Below are 15,178 nucleotides of genomic sequence, written 5' to 3'. Positions count from 1 at the left end.
CGCGCGCCGGGCGGTCACCCCGCAGATCGGGCCACCATCTTGGGGCCGAGCAGCTCGCGCAGCGTCGCCAGCTCGGCCGTCGTGATGTCCGCCTCTTCACGGGCAAGCTCCACCGCGTCGGCATCCTCGCCGGCATAGACCTCGTCCTCGGCGAGCTGCAGTGCGCCCTCATGGTGCCGGACGAGCCCGTCGAGCAGGTGCAGCTCGAAGAGCACGCCCTCCAGCGAGGCGATCACGTCTACCTGCTCCACGGTGAGCATCCCGTGGTCCGGATAGCCCTCGCCGTGGCCGTGGCCGTCCGTGCCGGGAACACGCGGGCCGGAGCCGTCGTCGGCCGCCGTGCTCGCGTCCCCTGCCGCGACGGCGAGCGCCTCGGCACCCACGGCCGGCACGGGGATGCCGCGTTCGCGCAGCCACGCGGAGTGCGCCTCGATCTGCTGGACGGACGACGCCGAGATCGCCTCGGTCGTCGCGAGCACCTCCGGATCCGTCGCCCGCCCGGCGGCGAGCGACGCCACCTCGATCGCCTGGGCGTGGTGCTCCACCATCAAGGTCGCGAAGATCGAGTCCGACTCCGAGTACCCGGCCGCGGCCTGCCGTGCCGGCACGCTCCACCCGAGCCACAGCCAGAGCGTCAGGTTGACCGCGACGCCGACGGACAGCACCGCGAGCGCGATGCGCAGCCGCTGCCGCCACCAGCCACGGTCGGGCACCGGCGGGGCCGGCGTCGGCTCGTCCGGCACGCCTTGCACGCCCGGCCGGGAATCGCTCGCCTCGGGCGGCTCGGCGTGCCCGGTCGGTGTCGTCACGCGGGGAAGCGTTCCACAGCAGTACGACCGTGGAAAGACCCGCGTGTGGTCCGGACGGTCACCTGTGGGCCGAGGCACGGCAGGCAGCTCCAGGGCCGCCGGCCCAGCGGTCAGAAGTGGAACTTCTGCTGCATCTGCGGGTTGAACTGGCGGTTCCACATGTTCGGCTTCTGCTTCTCGACGACGTCGTCGGAGATCTCGAGCACCTCGAAACCCTGCTGGATGTCGTTCGAGAACACGTACCCGTTGTAGTAGTACGCCGACCACGGGCCGCCGGTGATCATGCGCTCGGTCGACAGGGGGCCGCGGTCGAACCAGGCGAGCTCGACCGGGTTCTCCGAGTCGGTGAAGTCGAACACGGAGATGCCGCCCTGGTACCAGGCCTGGACCATGAGGTCGCGACCCTTGACCGGGATGAGCGAGCCGTTGTGGGCGACGCAGTTCTCGGTGTTCGTGTTGGTCCGGTCGATCTTGTAGTAGCTCTTGAACGTGAGCTCGCCGGAGACGATGTCGTAGATGCCGTCGGCGCCGCGGTCGGAGCCGATCGTCGGGTTGCAGGTCGCCGCCCCGCCGCCGCCCAGCTCGTCCGTGAAGACGACCTTGGTGGCGTCGTTGTTGAACGTCGCCGAGTGCCAGAAGTAGAAGTTGGCGGTGTCGCGTACCTGCGAGGTCACGACCGGGTGCTCGCGGTCGGAGATGTCCAGCAGGATGCCGTCACCCATGCAGGCACCGGCCGCGATGTCCTTCTTCGGGTAGGCGGTGATGTCGTGGCAGCCTGCGGTGCCGACGGTGTTCAAGCCCTGCTCGTTGAGGCCGCCCGGGTGGCCGCCGTCCGGGAACAGGACCGGCGTGGCGACGACCTCGGCGGCCGTGGGCTCGTTCATCGGGATCTTGACGATCGAGATGAGGTCGTGGGGCGGCTGGCAGTCGGGGTAGGTCGCGTGCGGGTTGTACGACGACACGTAGGCGTACAGCGTCCGGCCGTCGCGCGTGGGCGCGAGGGTGTGCGTGTGCGAGCCGCAGTCCGTCTCGACCGACGCGATGTAGACCGGGTCGAGCGGGTCGGAGATGTCGAAGATCTTCAGGCCCTCCCACGACGCCGGGTTCGTCACGGTCTGCGCCGTCGAGGCGCAGGAGTCGTCGCTGCGCGAGGAGTCTGTCGACAGGATCAGCAGGTCCTCGTAGACCGAGACGTCGTTCTGCGAGCCCGGGCACGCGACCTGGACGGCCTGGACGGGCTCGGTCGGGTCGCTGATGTCGTACACCGTGAACCCGCCGTAGTTGCCGGCGAACGCGTAGTCGCCCTGGAACGCCAGGTCCGAGCTGAGCTGCCCCTCGGGCGCGAACGCGCCGTTCTTGGGGATGGTGGCGAGCAGGTCCATGTTCTCGGACGCGACGTCTCCCGGCTGGTCGAGCAGCGGGGAGACCGCGCTGTCGTCCAGCGCGACGAGGGAGTCGGCGGCGGTCCCAGCCGCCCCGTCGCCAGGCTCGGCGAACACGGGCGCGGCGAGGGCCAGCGAGCCGAGGACGAGGCTCGTGGCGAGGGCGCCGGCAGCGGTGCCGGATCTCAGGGTCGGACGACGCACGGTCATCACACCTCCATGGTTGGTTTGTCCGAGTCTTGCCTGGGACGAACCCATACAACAGGGTCGTGGGTGATGTTTTACACGCACGTAGCAATTGGTGCGCAAGGATCGCCCCATGCGCCTCTCTGCCCGACGTCGGACGCTCGCCTCACGCCTGACCCGTACGTCCTCGTGGGGTCGCCCGTGGCGCCTCGCGGCGCTCCTGCTCGCCGTCACCGCCACGGCGTCGTGCACGGCGGGGGGCGAGGTGACCTCGGAGCCGAGCTCCGTCGTCGTCCAGCCGGGGCGACCGGGTGAGCAGGCGACCACGATCGCGCCCGAGGACTTCAAGGCGCCCGACGACCCCTACGCCGAGTGGAACGAGGCGGACGCCGAGTTCGTGACCGCGATGATCGGCCACCACGCGCAGGCGCTGGAGATGTCCGCGCTCGCCCCCGACCGGTCAGCGTCCGAGCAGGTCAAGACCATGGCGGACCGGATCACCGCGGCCCAGTCCGCCGAGATCCATGCGCTCGCCGCGTGGCTCGACGCGCGCACGCTCCCGGTGCCCGTCGAGGCGGAGGCTGCGGACGGCACCGGCCCCCGCGTCCCGGCCGCGGACGACGAGCACGGCCACGGCGAGCTGCACCCCGGGATGCTGACCGAGGACGAGCTCGCCGGGCTCGGCGCCGCCACCGGCGCAGACTTCGACCGCCTGTTCTGCGAGCTGATGATCCGCCACCACCGGGGCGCGATCGACATGGCGCAGGAGCAGATCACGACCGGGAGCGACGTGTACGCCGGCGAGATCGCCACCGACACGGCCGCCGAGCAGTCCGCCGAGATCGCCCGCCTGGAGGACATCCTCGCGGGGCTGTAGGACAGCGTGGTCGGTTGCGTGCGGACGGGCGCGGCGTGACGGTGGAAGGACACCGACAGGGAAAGAGCCCCGCCATGCCTCGGCGATCACCGGGACCGTCGGTCAAGGATCCCGAGCTCTACGAGAAGCTGCGGGAGGAGGGCGACAGCAAGGAGAAGGCAGCGCGGATCGCGAACGCGGCCGCCGCCCGTGGTCGCTCGAAGGTGGGCGCGCAGGGCGGGCAGTCCCCCTCGTACGACGACTGGAAGGTCACCGACCTGCGCAAGCGCGCCGCCGAGATCGGCATCGAGGGCCGGTCGAAGATGCGCAAGGACCAGCTGGTCGACGCCCTGCGCAACCACTGACCGCCGCCCTCGTGGAGGCGGACCGTCGACCGGCTCGCGCGACTCTGTGGCGCGACTCTGCCGCGCGAACCGGCGACGACGGAGCCCGGCCCACCCGAGGGTGGACCGGGCCTCTGGTCGTCAGCGCCGCGCCGTCACGCTACGGACGTCACGTGGTCGACGGGACGCACTATCCGTTACCACCACCGCCGCCACCGCCGCCGAAGCCGCCCGTCGGGGTCGGCGTCGGGGTCGGGGTCGGGGCGCCGACGATCGACGGGCCGGACGAGTAGTAGACCGTGACCGTGGTGCCGCGGGCGACCGTCGTTCCCTCTGGCGGGTCGGTGCGGATCGCCATGCCGATCGGGACGGTGTCGCTCGGCTCCGTGCCACCGTTGGCGGGTTGGAGCCCGGCGGCATCCAGCTTGCGCTGCACCTGGTTCTGCGACTCACCCACGACCCGCGGGACGCTGGTCTGCTCCGACTCCGGGGGATTGCCGGTGGAGACTTTCAGCGCGATGGTCGAGCCGGCCGGCACCGTCTGGCCGGCGAACGCGACCTCGATCACGGTCCCCTTCTGCTGGGTCGACGGTGTGGGCTCCGAGGCGACCTGCAGCCCGAGGTCTGCGAGCGCCTTCGACGCCTCTTGGAGGTCCATACCCACGAGGTTGCCGGGCACCACCACGCCGGTGATGGTCGGAGACGGCGACGGCGACGGGGAGGCCTTCGGCACCTTGTACTCGGGGAACTGCTGGACTTCCTGCCCGTTCATCACCGTGGTCATGTAAGCGGTCCAGGCCTCGACAGGCCACGAACCACCGGTGATCTCCCGGCCCTGAGTCTTCCACTTCCCGAACGACGTAATCTGCTGATAGCCGACCGGGCCCAGCGCCGGGTCGTTGTTGAACTGGTACAGGCCGACCACGGTCGTGAGCTGGGGCACGTAGCCCGCGAACCACGCAGACTGGTTCGACGTCGACGTACCGGTCTTGCCGGCCGCCGGGCGGCCGAGCGCCTTCGCCGGGGTGCCGGAGCCCTTCTCCACGACCTGGGTCATGGCGTACGTCGCGGCGGCCGCGAGATCGGCGCGGACGGCCTGGTTCTGGATGATCTCCGCGTCGTATTTCGGATCGTCCTTGAGGGTGGTCACCTTCTGGACGATGTACGGCTCGTGCTCCACCCCCTGCGCGGCGATCGTGGCGTAAGCGTGCGCGAGGTCGAGATTGTGGACCGACGCCGAGCCGAGCACGTTGGCCAGGTTGCCCTCGACGACCGGGGTCGACCCGTCGTAGGTCTCCGGGATGCCGAGCCGGGTCGCCATGGCGGAGGTCAGCTCGGGGCCGATCTGCTTGTTGAGCTGCACGTACGCCGTGTTGATGGAGTCCTGCGTCGCCTTGATCAGGTCGACCTGGCCGAAGCTCGCGTTGCCGAAGTTGGTGACGCCGCGGTCCTCCTCACCGTCCTTGTTCGCATATCCCTCGATCAGCAGACCGTTGTTGCCGTCGAACTGCTGACGGATCGAGACGCCGGACTCGAGCCCGGCGAGCAGGGTGAAGGGCTTGAATGTCGAGCCGGCCTGCGCGGTGTCGTACGTCGCGGCGTTGGTGGGGTACGTCAGGTAGTCCGGTCCGCCGTACAGCGCCTTGATGGCACCCGTTGCCGGGTCGATCGACGTGAGCGACGCCCGGAGGATCGGCGAGGCGTCCGCGGGCAGAGCCATTGCCGCCTCAGCCGCCGCCATGTACGCCGGGTCGATCGTGGTGATGATCTTGTAGCCCTGGGTCATCAGGTCGGCCTCGGAGATGTTTGCCCGCTCCGGGTCGGCAAGCTCGGACTTCACCATGTCGAGCAGGTAACCGGCGGTGCCGGCCTTCGCATTGCCCTGCTGTTCCACCACGGGAACCGGGAAGACCGCAGCGGCCTTCTGCTCCGGCGTGATCACGCCGGCCTCGGCCATGAAGTCGATCGATCGCTCCCAGCGTCCCTTCACCCAGTTCTGGTTCCACTCCGGGTCTCTCGTACCGTCCCAGCGGTTGGGGCCCGGGATCGTGCCGATGAGGAACGCCACCTGGTTGTAGTCGAGGTCGGCGGCGTTGACGCCGAAGTAGGCCTGTGCGCCGGCCTGGATGCCGTAGGCCTTGCGGCCGAAGTAGATGACGTTGAGGTACCGCTCGATGATGACGTCCTTCTCCTGGGCCTGCGTCACCTTGTAGGCCAGGAAGACCTCACGGAGCTTGTCCTTGTACGTCTTCCCGCTCCCGTAGTACTGCTCGACGTACTGCTGCGTGATCGTCGAGCCACCCTGCTGGGGCTTTCCCATCGCGTTGTTGAGGGCGGCGCGCCCGATGCCCCAGAGGTCGATGCCGCTGTTCTCCCAGTACGTCTGGTCCTCGGACGCGACAAGGGCGCCGGTGAGGAGGTCCCAGTTCGGCATCTGGGCGGGGTCGACGATCACACGGTCCAGGGCCGCGAACTCGCCCATCACCGTCGTGCCGTCCGCGTAGTACACGGTCGTGGTCTGGCTACCGACGTCCTGGCCTTCCTCCGGGATCGCGTAGCTCGTATAGCCCGCGTAGATCAGGCCGACGGCCAGCGAGATCCCGGTGAGCATCGTGCCCACGACCACGCGCCACGAGGGGACCCACGCCCGCCATCCGGTGCGGTACGGCCGGGGGTAGTTCCAGAACCGCGTGCGGCGGCGCGGGACCGTCGGCCACAGCGAAGGAACGCTGAAGTTCGCCACGTCCTGCCTCTCCTTGTCCTCGGTCTCGGTCGGTCCGCGCGTCGCCGCGCAGCGCACAAGGGGCGCGCAGGCACAGCGGACCATCCGAAACAATAGGGGGTCGTCCTGAGCGGGCAGCAGCGATGTGGCCGCTCAAGAGTGTTCTTCGCGCCGTTCCTGCCAGGTCCGCGCAGGGTTTCTGCCCGCGCTTCGCGATTTCTTCACATCTGGCGGCGGGCCGCCCGGACCCGGACGACGCCGGCCGCTCCCCTCTCCCACCAGCGCGCCGTGCGCCTTCCCCGGCGCGCCGTTGCGTCGGACGTTCGGGTCGTCATATCCTAACGATGTATCGACTCGATAGGTCATACCCGCGAACAGCGGGTGAACAGACCGTATCCGGAGCGAGGGGAGTGCGCCGTGCGAAGCCGCTCGGACGTCCTCGAGACTGCAGTCCTCGGCCTGCTCAACGAGTCGCCGCTGCACGGGTACGAGCTGCGCAAGCGGCTCAACCTCCTCCTTGGCTCCTTCCGCGCCTTCTCGTACGGAAGCCTGTACCCGGCCCTGAAGAGCCTCGTGACGCGGAACCTGATCGCAACCGCGGAGGCGCCCGAGACGCCGTCGGGCACCCCGAAGGCGCCCCCGCTGGCAGGACGGCGCGGCCGGATCGTCTACGAGCTCACGGCCGACGGCAAGGACCACCTCCACGACGTGCTGGCCAGCTCGGGCCCGGCCGCCTGGGAGGACGACAACTTCGACGTCCGCTTCGCGCTGTTCGCGCAGACGGACGCCGAGACCCGCCTCCGCATCCTCGAGGGCCGGCGCACCCGGCTGACCGAGCGGCTGGAGGCGGTCAGGGAGTCCGCGGCACGGACGCGCGCGCGCCTGGACGAGTACACGCTCGAGCTGCACCGCTACGGACTGGAGAAGGTCGAGCGCGAGGTGCGCTGGCTCGACGGCCTGATCACCGCCGAGCGGGGACGCGCCGGAGTGCGCGCCCGCGCCCGGGCCGGCACCACCTCTCCCGCGACCGGCGACCGGCCGGCCGGCGAGGACCTCGAATCACAGCCCGCCGAGGGTGCACCCCATCCCGGCCAAACGAGTAAGGAGCGAGGATGAACTCCATCCGCGTCGCCATCGTCGGCGTAGGAAACTGCGCATCGTCCCTGGTGCAGGGCGTGCACTACTACCGTGACGCCGACCCGGCGGGCACCGTCCCGGGCCTCATGCACGTGCAGTTCGGCGACTACCACGTGTCGAGCCTCGAGTTCGTCGCGGCGTTCGACGTCGACGCGAAGAAGGTCGGCTTCGACCTCTCGGAGGCGATCAACGCCTCCGAGAACAACACGATCAAGATCGCGGACGTGCCGCTGCTCGGTGTCCCGGTCCTCCGCGGGCCGACGCTGGACGGCCTCGGCGACTACTACCGCGCGACGATCGAGGAGTCCCCCGTCGAGGCGGTGGACGTCGTCGCCACGCTGCGCGACGCTCAGGTCGACGTCCTCGTCTGCTACCTGCCGGTCGGCTCCGAGGAGGCGGCCAAGTTCTACGCCACCTGCGCCATCGAGGCCGGCGTGGCGTTCGTCAACGCGCTGCCCGTGTTCATCGCGTCCGACCCCGAGTGGGCCGCGAAGTTCGAGGAGGCCGGCGTGCCGATCGTCGGCGACGACATCAAGTCCCAGGTCGGCGCGACGATCACCCACCGCGTGCTGGCCAAGCTGTTCGAGGACCGCGGTGTCGTCCTCGACCGCACCTACCAGCTCAACGTCGGCGGCAACATGGACTTCAAGAACATGCTGCAGCGCGACCGCCTGGAGTCGAAGAAGATCTCGAAGACGCAGGCCGTCACGTCCAACCTCGAGCACGACCTCGGTGCGCGCAACGTGCACATCGGCCCGTCGGACTACGTGCAGTGGCTCGACGACCGCAAGTGGGCCTACGTGCGGCTCGAGGGTCGCGCGTTCGGCGAGGTGCCGCTGAGCCTCGAGTACAAGCTGGAGGTGTGGGACTCCCCGAACTCGGCCGGCATCATCATCGACGCCGTCCGCGCCGCCAAGATCGCGAAGGACCGAGGCATCGGCGGCCCGATCCTGTCGGCGTCGACCTACTTCATGAAGTCGCCGCCGGTTCAGATGGAGGACACCGCGGGCCGGGCGCAGCTCGAGGCCTTCATCCGCGGGGACGTGGAGCGGTAGACCGTAGCGAGCTTGCGCGCGCAGGTCTGCCGCGACCAGAAGGCGCTGAGCGCTGACCTCTGGTCACCTTCCGCGAGCCCCTCCGCCGAGTGCGGGGTATCTGTCGGGTCAGACGTGTCCGACCCGACAGATACCCCGCACTCGACGTCTGGGAGGGGTCCGGTAGGATGAGGGGCTGCTGTGCCCTCTCGGGCGCAGCGAACGCAAGTAACCCTCCTGCCACGGAACGACCGTGGCCGCTGAGACCAGAGGAGGTGGGTGTACACATGCGTCAGTACGAACTGATGGTGATCCTGGACCCGGAGGTCGAGGAGCGCACCGTCGCCCCGTCGCTCGACAAGTACCTGTCGGTCATCACGACCGAGGGTGGCACCGTCGACAAGGTGGACATCTGGGGTCGTCGCCGCCTGGCTTTCGACATCATGAAGAAGTCCGAGGGCATCTACGCCGTGGTCGACTTCACCGCCACCGCGGACACCGCCAAGGAGCTCGACCGCCAGCTCGGCCTCAACGAGGTCGTCCTGCGCACGAAGATCCTCCGCACGGACGCCCGCTGAGACTGCTGAGCTGAGCCCCCGCGCCGCAGCACCGGCCCACACGCCGGTCTGCTGACCGGCTCCAGGCCGGGCGGGTGTCAGTGGGTCGTGGTGGGATTCCCTCACGCAACCACAGGCACAGCGAGCGTCGACGACGAGAATCGAGGAATTGGCATGGCTGGTGAGACCCTCATCACGGTGGTCGGGAACCTGACCGGTGACCCGGAGCTCCGCTTCACCCCCGCGGGTGCCGCGGTGGCCAACTTCACGGTGGCGTCGACGCCCCGCACGTTCGACCGCCAGAGCAACGAGTGGAAGGACGGGGAGACCCTGTTCATGCGCTGCTCGCTCTGGCGCGAGGCCGCCGAGAACGTCGCGGAGTCCCTGACGAAGGGCACGCGCGTCATCGTGCAGGGCCGCCTGGTCCAGCGCTCCTACGAGACCCGCGAGGGCGAGAAGCGCACTGTCGTCGAGCTGCAGGTGGACGAGATCGGTCCGTCCCTGCGGTACGCGTCGGCCAAGGTCACCCGGACCCAGCGTCAGGGTGGCGGCGGCTTCGGCGGCGGCAACGGCGGTGGCGGCTTCTCCGGTGGCGGCAGCGCCGGCAGCGGTAACGCCGGCGGCGGAGGCGGCTACGGCGGAGGCTTCAGCTCGTCCGGTGGCGGCCAGAGCAACGACGACCCGTGGGCCACGGCAGGCCCCGCGTCGTCCGGTGGGTCGTTCTCGGACGAGCCGCCGTTCTGACCGGCATCAACCCCAGATTCATCACCTTCGTCCGTGAGCCCGGCGCCCTGAGCGCCGGAGGTCCGGGCGGCACCTGAAGAAGGAGCAACACCATGGCGAAGCCTGTGGTGCGCAAGCCCAAGAAGAAGACCAACCCGCTCAAGTCCGTGAAGATCGACGCGATCGACTACAAGGACACCGCTCTGCTGCGCAAGTTCATCTCCGACCGCGGGAAGATCCGCGCGCGTCGCGTGACCGGCGTCTCCGTGCAGGAGCAGCGTCAGATCGCGAAGGCCGTGAAGAACGCCCGCGAGATGGCCCTGCTGCCGTACTCGTCGTCGGCCCGCTGAGAAGGAAGGGATCGAGAATCATGGCAAAGCTGATCCTGACCCACGAGGTGACCGGCCTCGGTGAGCCCGGCGACGTCGTCGAGGTGAAGGACGGGTACGCCCGTAACTACCTCGTCCCGCGGTCGCTCGCGACCCCGTGGTCCAAGGGTGCCGAGTCCCAGGTGACCGCGATCCGCAAGGCCCGCAAGGCCCGCGAGATCGCCACCCTGGACGAGGCCAAGGCCCTCGCCGACACGCTCGCCGCCAAGACGGTGATCGTGAAGGCCAAGTCCGGCGAGTCCGGCCGCCTGTTCGGCGCGGTGACGACCGGCGACATCGCCGGTGCGGTCGCCGAGGCCGGCGGCCCGTCGGTCGACAAGCGCAAGATCGAGATCGGTCAGTCCATCAAGACGACCGGCGACTACAAGGTCTCGATCCGCCTGCACCCTGAGGTGTCGGCGAAGATCGCGGTGAAGGTCGTCTCCGCCTGAGTGCGGAACGCAACGTAGGTCGAGGGTCCCGGACATGCTTTTCGTCCGGGGCCTTCGGCCGTAGCGGAGTGCAGTGCTCAGGCGGTCACGGCTCCGCCTGAGTGCGGAACGCAGCCTGACCGCGTAGCACGTCGACGAAGGCCCGGATCCCCTCGGGGTCCGGGCCTTCGTCGTGCTGGTCGGCTGGCTACCGGGTTACGGGAGCGGGTCGAGGTCGAAGTTGTAGACCGTCGTCTGGCCGGCGACGATCTGCGCCTTGGCGGTCTTCGGGATGAAGCCCTGCGCGGCGACCGTGACCTGGAGCGGCGCGTTCGACTTCTGCATCCAGTACGCGTACGTACCGTCGGCGTCGGTCAGGAGCGTCACGTCGTAGGAGATGCCGTCGAGGTGGACGACCGCGCCGTCGAGCGGCGTGCCGTCACCCGTGACGGTTCCGGTGATCTTGCCCCAGCCGGCCGGCGCCTTGACCGTCATCGTGGCGGTGACGGGGGCGACGGTGTACGGGGTGTCGTTGCCGATGGCGATGGCGGCCGTGTAGGTGCCCGGCTGGTCCACCGCGGCGGTGATCGTCGCGATCGCCGTGACGGCCTGGCCCGGCGCAAGGGTGAACGTCGGCGGCTGGACGTCCAGCCACTCGACGCCCGCCCCGCCGCTGGTGCTGCCCGACACGTTCATGACGACGTGCATGCCGGGGAAGCCGATGTCGGCCGTGTCGGTCGGCTCGGGGATGCTGCACGCCTCGGACCGCAGGTAGCTCGGTGCGGTCTGGCCCGCGTCGTTGGAGCCGATGAAGAGCCGACCGCCGGCCGGGACGTCGATCTCCACGGCGAGCGTGCCACCCTGCGGGACCGAACCCACGACCGGCACGTTCACGATCGCCGCCGACGTGCCGGCCGCGACCGTGGCCTCCGCGCTGCCGATCAGCGTCATGTTCGCGTAGGTCAGTGCTCCGTCGAGCGAGTAGAGCTTCACCGTCAGCGGCTGCGCCACGCCCGCCACCTCGACGCCGAACGACACGCTCGACACGTCGAACGCCCCGTCGATGCCGAAGTCTGCGAGCGTGAACGTACGCAGATAGGCGTTGTCCTGCGTCTGGCTGCCGCTGGTGCACGCCACCGAGTTGTTCGCCACGATCGCCTGCGAGGCCGAGTGGGTGATCGTCTCCTCGCCGAGCGGTACGGCCGCGGCCTCGGGCATCACCGAGGTGCCGGCCACGCCGGAGCCCGACCCGGACAGGCCGGCCGAGCCCTGCACCGCCAGGCCGCTGCCGGCCTCCGGCTTCGACGACCCGGGCACGGTGGCCGTGCCCTCGACGCCCTTGATCACGGCGGTCTCCGTGCTCGTGGCGCCGAGCATCCCGAAGCCGCCGTCGCCCGCGGACAGGTTCACCACGGCCGGGGCGGAGCCCGTGTTGGTGACCTTGATGTTGCGGGAGACGGAGCCGCCCATCGCCAGCGAGGCCCCGACCGCCGTGGTGCTCACGGCCAGCCGGCCGGCCTTGAGCTGGGCGTTCGTGGTGAGCGTGACGCCCTCGGTGACGTTCACGTCCTTGGAGATCGCGGTGTAGTCGTCGGCCTCGAACACGACGCCGTAGCGACCGATCACGAGATCGACGCTGTACGTCCCGTCGGCCCCGGTGGTGAGCACCTTGGCGTCGCCGTCGGCCGCGGTCACGGTCACGGACGCGCCCGCGATCGCCGCCTTGGTGTTGTAGTCCTTGACCACGCCGGTGACCGTGCCCATCGGGGCGAGGTCGTAGGTGATCGACACGCCGTCGGACAGCGACGCGCTGTTGTACGAGTACTGCGACGCGACGGTGCCGGTCGCGTTCTCGAGGCCCACCGTGGCCGAGCTGCCCTTGGCCGTGGCGGTCTCGGTGAGGTCCCCGTAGCCGTAGACGACCTTGCCGTCCTCGAACAGGGTGACCGAGAAGTTCAGCCGGTCGGTCGACGGGCTGTACTTGCGGACGTTGCGCCACTCGAGCGTGAACGCCTGCACGCCGTCGATGGTGCTGGTGCCCTGGTAGAGGCCCGCCGACACGTCGAAGTAGAGGTCGTCCCAGAACGGGTACAGCGCGGCGTTCGGGACCGCCGTGCTCGGGATCGCGCCGTTGCTCAGCGACGATGTGCCGGCCAGGAAGTTCAGGAAGCCGTTCGTCGAGACGTAGGCGGTGCTGTAGTCCGCGCCGTAGAGCGGGAAGGCGAACGGGATGGCCACCGACGTGAACCTGTCGTCACCGGTGAGCGCCACCAGCGTGTCGCCCTGGAGGTAGGAGCCGGCTCCCACGGCGCAGAAGTAGCCGCCGTCGTCGTACTTGAACGTCACGCTGAGCGGGACGTTCTCGGCGCCGTCCACGACGACCTGGGCGCTGGACGCCTCGGCACACGCGGTGGCCGGTGTCCCGATCGTGTAGGTACCGGCGGGCACGTCGGCGAACGAGAACCTGCCGTCCGCGCCCGAGGTCGTGCTCAGGCCGCCCGGCGACAGCGTCACGGCCGTCCCCGCGACGACGCCGCCGGTGACGGACTCGGTCACGGTGCCGGTGACGGCGAACCGCGGGGCCGCGACGAGGTCGAAGTCGACCGTCGTGCTGCCCTCCGCCGCGACGGTCGCCGTCGTCGTCTCGCTGACGAAGCCGAACGCGGACGCGGCGACGGAGTAGTCGCCTGCCTCGACCATCACCGTGAACGCGCCGTCGGCGCCCGTGGTCACGGTGCGGTCGGTGGGGCCGTCGAACGCGACGGACGCGCCCGCGACGGGGCCGCCGTCGCCCGTCACGGTGCCGGAGAAGGTACCGGCCGCGAGCGGCGCGAGCTCCAGGAGGGCAACGACGTCGAGCTTGCCCTCGCCCCAGACGTTGTTGTCCGCGGCGGTGCCGCCGCAGGTCGTGTTGTCGACGTCGGTGGCCGACTCGTCGAGCAGGCGCTTCGTCTCCTCGATGTCGCCGACGAGCGAGGGCGCGTAGCTCCACAGCAGGGCGACCGCTCCGGCGAGGTGCGGAGCCGCCATCGAGGTGCCGCTGTACGCGGCGTAGCCGCTGCCCGGGATCGACGACCGGACGCTGACGCCCGGCGCGGCGATGTTGGGCTTGGTCAGCCCGTCCTCGCCCGGACCGCGCGAGGAGAACGACGCGATGGCGCCGTTCGCGTCGAACGCGCCCGACGAGTAGCTGGTCGTGTTGGCGCCCGGCGACGACGTCGTGGTGCAGGCCGAGCCACTGTTGCCGGCCGACCACGCGCCGAAGATGCCCGCGGCCTCCCAGGCGCTCGTGATGTCCGAGTACCAGTCGTCGATGGTCCCGGCGGCCCGGTAGCCCCAGGAGTTGTTGACGACGTGCGGACGCTTGGTCACGTCGGGGTTCTGCCCGGCGAGGTCCGTCGGCGCGGCGATCCACTCGCCCGCCTCGAGGAGGTCGGCGTCGGAGCAGGTATCGCAACCGTTGACGGCGATCCACTTCGCGTCCGGCGCGACGCCGATCTGGTTCGAGCCGCCGTCGTCACCGACCATCGTGCCGATGGTGTGGGTGCCGTGACCGTTCGAGTCGCAGGGGGCGCCGCCGCAGGCGCTCGACGTGTCGCCCCAGCTGTAGTTGTTGTCGATGGTGCCGTCGGCCTGCTTCCCGCGGTACTGCGCGGCGAGCGCCGGGTGGTCGACCTGCACGCCGGTGTCGTTGTTCGACACGACGATGCCCGCGCCGGTGGCGCCCATCGCCCACGCCTCGGGCGCGTTGATCGCCTCAAGGCCCCATTCGGGCGCGTTCGGGCCGTCGGCGGTGGACGGCTCGACGGCGACCGGCTCCGGGATCTCGAGCGTGACGGTCTCGTGGATCTCCTCGACCTCGACGCTCGCCGCGAGGGAGGTCGCGAGCTCGAGCGTGCCGCTCTTGACGAGGACCCGGTTGCTGATCCAGTACGGCTCGTACTCGACGCCGGCGGCCTCCAGCTCCGCGAGGGTGCTCGCCTGCGAGGCCTGGGCCGTCGTGGTGAGCGCGTCGTGGACGTACTGGCCGCGCTCGCCCCAGTCGGCGATGTCCTTCGCCGCGGCCAGATCGGCGGTGTCGGACATCTTGACCCAGAAGTCGGCCTTGCCGGCCTCGAGCTGATCGTGAGCCGTTGACGTGAACTTGTCCGCGGCGTCCCTGATGACGTCGGTATGCAGGGTCGTTGGTGCCGGTGCGGCGAGCGCTGGTACGACGCTCACCGCCGATGTCGCGGCGAGCGCGACGATCGCTGAGACAGCGATCGACGCGCGCCGCGCGAGGGCGGTGCGACGGTGCATGGGGCCTCCATTGCCGGCGTGCCCACCGGTGGGCAGGGCACGCGTGCGGTGGCCCACGGTCGTGGGCCGGTTTCCACCGTCGCTTCCGATGCCCTGGGCAACAAGGTTGCGTCCCGGTCAGGATGCGGTCAGTTGCCGGGCGATTTGCGGGCGCTTTACGGTCTGCCGCTCCGGCCGTCCACTCCAGGTCCGGTCGTGCGGGCCGGAACCCGGTGGGCCACATGTTTCGCCCGGCCGTCTCGCCAGGCCAGGGGTTTCGGAACTTCACCCGCAGCCCGGCGCGATGCCGACACCGGCGTCTTTACGCCAACTACACCTCGTCACGAAAGA

At 69.8% G+C, this 15,178-nt stretch carries 12 protein-coding genes; 8 read left to right on the top strand and 4 right to left on the bottom strand.

The window, feature by feature from the left end:
- Positions 1 to 14: 14 nt before the first annotated feature.
- On the bottom strand, positions 15 to 809 hold the full coding sequence (locus tag L1785_RS06270) for a DUF305 domain-containing protein (protein WP_236088349.1): 795 nt from the start codon (positions 807 to 809) through the stop codon (positions 15 to 17).
- A 110-nt stretch (positions 810 to 919) separates the two neighbouring features.
- Positions 920 to 2,401, bottom strand: coding sequence for an LVIVD repeat-containing protein (locus L1785_RS06265; RefSeq protein WP_236088348.1), 1,482 nt, complete (start codon positions 2,399 to 2,401; stop codon positions 920 to 922).
- A gap of 109 nt (positions 2,402 to 2,510) precedes the next feature.
- Here L1785_RS06265 and L1785_RS06260 point away from each other — a divergent pair, with 109 nt between their 5' ends.
- The gene (locus L1785_RS06260; RefSeq protein ID WP_236088347.1) at positions 2,511 to 3,254 is read left to right on the top strand and encodes a DUF305 domain-containing protein; all 744 of its coding nucleotides are present in this window, start codon (positions 2,511 to 2,513) and stop codon (positions 3,252 to 3,254) included.
- Between the two features lie 74 nt (positions 3,255 to 3,328).
- A complete protein-coding gene (locus tag L1785_RS06255; RefSeq protein WP_236088346.1) occupies positions 3,329 to 3,598 on the top strand; it encodes a DUF7218 family protein in 270 nt (89 codons plus the stop codon).
- Positions 3,599 to 3,767: 169 nt separating this feature from the next.
- On the opposite strand, the gene L1785_RS06250 is transcribed toward L1785_RS06255, so the two are convergent.
- Positions 3,768 to 6,320: a transglycosylase domain-containing protein gene (locus L1785_RS06250; RefSeq protein WP_236088345.1), complete on the bottom strand. Its 2,553-nt coding sequence runs from the start codon at positions 6,318 to 6,320 to the stop codon at positions 3,768 to 3,770.
- Positions 6,321 to 6,716: 396 nt separating this feature from the next.
- On the opposite strand from L1785_RS06250, the gene L1785_RS06245 reads away from it, so the two are divergent.
- The 6 genes from L1785_RS06245 (at position 6,717) to rplI (ending at position 10,570) form a co-directional block, all read left to right on the top strand.
- Positions 6,717 to 7,415: a PadR family transcriptional regulator gene (locus L1785_RS06245; protein WP_236088344.1), complete on the top strand. Its 699-nt coding sequence runs from the start codon at positions 6,717 to 6,719 to the stop codon at positions 7,413 to 7,415.
- Entirely contained in the window at positions 7,412 to 8,491 is a 1,080-nt protein-coding gene (locus L1785_RS06240; protein ID WP_236088343.1) for an inositol-3-phosphate synthase, read from the top strand. Before L1785_RS06245 ends, L1785_RS06240 begins: the two co-directional genes overlap by 4 nt.
- Positions 8,492 to 8,757: 266 nt before the next feature.
- Positions 8,758 to 9,048 carry a 30S ribosomal protein S6 gene (gene rpsF / locus L1785_RS06235; protein WP_236088342.1) on the top strand — a complete coding sequence of 97 codons (291 nt, stop codon included), beginning with the start codon at positions 8,758 to 8,760 and terminating at the stop codon, positions 9,046 to 9,048.
- 153 nt (positions 9,049 to 9,201) lie between these two features.
- Positions 9,202 to 9,771, top strand: coding sequence for a single-stranded DNA-binding protein (locus tag L1785_RS06230; protein WP_236088341.1), 570 nt, complete (start codon positions 9,202 to 9,204; stop codon positions 9,769 to 9,771).
- Positions 9,772 to 9,863: 92 nt separating this feature from the next.
- Positions 9,864 to 10,100, top strand: coding sequence for a 30S ribosomal protein S18 (rpsR, locus tag L1785_RS06225; RefSeq protein WP_236088340.1), 237 nt, complete (start codon positions 9,864 to 9,866; stop codon positions 10,098 to 10,100).
- 20 nt (positions 10,101 to 10,120) lie between these two features.
- A complete protein-coding gene (gene rplI, locus L1785_RS06220) occupies positions 10,121 to 10,570 on the top strand; it encodes a 50S ribosomal protein L9 (RefSeq protein WP_236088339.1) in 450 nt (149 codons plus the stop codon).
- A gap of 195 nt (positions 10,571 to 10,765) precedes the next feature.
- On the opposite strand, the gene L1785_RS06215 is transcribed toward rplI, so the two are convergent.
- On the bottom strand, positions 10,766 to 14,848 hold the full coding sequence (locus L1785_RS06215; RefSeq protein ID WP_236088338.1) for a S8 family serine peptidase: 4,083 nt from the start codon (positions 14,846 to 14,848) through the stop codon (positions 10,766 to 10,768).
- Between the last annotated feature and the right edge of the window lie 330 nt (positions 14,849 to 15,178).

This window comes from Antribacter soli, from assembly GCF_021568775.1.
GTDB lineage: Bacteria > Actinomycetota > Actinomycetes > Actinomycetales > Cellulomonadaceae > Antribacter > Antribacter soli.
The sequence above is the reverse complement of the archived record's forward strand: the minus strand, read 5'-3'. Positions and strand labels throughout refer to the sequence as shown.

Excerpts from the sequence above, each read along its gene's own strand:
- rpsR (WP_236088340.1), top strand. The coding sequence starts at position 9,864 with ATGGCGAAGCCTGTGGTGCGCAAGCCCAAGAAGAAGACCAACCCGCTC.
- L1785_RS06230 (WP_236088341.1), top strand. The coding sequence starts at position 9,202 with ATGGCTGGTGAGACCCTCATCACGGTGGTCGGGAACCTGACCGGTGAC.
- rplI (WP_236088339.1), top strand. The coding sequence starts at position 10,121 with ATGGCAAAGCTGATCCTGACCCACGAGGTGACCGGCCTCGGTGAGCCC.
- L1785_RS06215 (WP_236088338.1), bottom strand. The coding sequence starts at position 14,848 with ATGCACCGTCGCACCGCCCTCGCGCGGCGCGCGTCGATCGCTGTCTCA.
- rpsF (WP_236088342.1), top strand. The coding sequence starts at position 8,758 with ATGCGTCAGTACGAACTGATGGTGATCCTGGACCCGGAGGTCGAGGAG.
- L1785_RS06265 (WP_236088348.1), bottom strand. The coding sequence starts at position 2,401 with ATGACCGTGCGTCGTCCGACCCTGAGATCCGGCACCGCTGCCGGCGCC.
- L1785_RS06255 (WP_236088346.1), top strand. The coding sequence starts at position 3,329 with ATGCCTCGGCGATCACCGGGACCGTCGGTCAAGGATCCCGAGCTCTAC.
- L1785_RS06240 (WP_236088343.1), top strand. The coding sequence starts at position 7,412 with ATGAACTCCATCCGCGTCGCCATCGTCGGCGTAGGAAACTGCGCATCG.
- L1785_RS06260 (WP_236088347.1), top strand. The coding sequence starts at position 2,511 with ATGCGCCTCTCTGCCCGACGTCGGACGCTCGCCTCACGCCTGACCCGT.